This is a genomic window from Bradyrhizobium uaiense, assembly GCF_010811875.1.
In the GTDB taxonomy this organism is placed as follows: domain Bacteria; phylum Pseudomonadota; class Alphaproteobacteria; order Rhizobiales; family Xanthobacteraceae; genus Bradyrhizobium; species Bradyrhizobium uaiense.
This window is the reverse complement of record NZ_VKHP01000883.1, coordinates 1-245: the sequence shown is the minus strand read 5'-3', so window position 1 is coordinate 245 and position 245 is coordinate 1. Positions and strand designations below refer to the sequence as shown.

The following is a 245-nucleotide window of genomic DNA, read 5'->3' as shown; positions in this document are numbered from 1 at the left end:
ACCGAATGTTCGTTGAAGGAGTGCTGTGGATCGTGCGTACGGGGTCTCCCTGGCGCGATCTCCCGGAGGTCTTCGGCGATTGGAACAGCGTGTTCCGGCGCTTCAGCCGATGGAGCATCAAGGGTGTCTGGTGCCGCATCTTCGAGGCGATGTCCGATGATCCGGACTTCGAATATCTGATCGTGGATTCCACCATCGTCCGGGCGCATCAGCACGCCGCCGGGGCGAAAAAAGGGGGTCTGAAG

Annotated in this window: 1 protein-coding gene; it reads left to right on the top strand. The window is 60.4% G+C overall.

Features of this window, described 5'->3' with window-relative positions:
• Positions 1-245 (top strand): transposase (locus FNJ47_RS47945; RefSeq protein WP_163163710.1); only part of this gene is annotated, 245 nt, incomplete at both ends.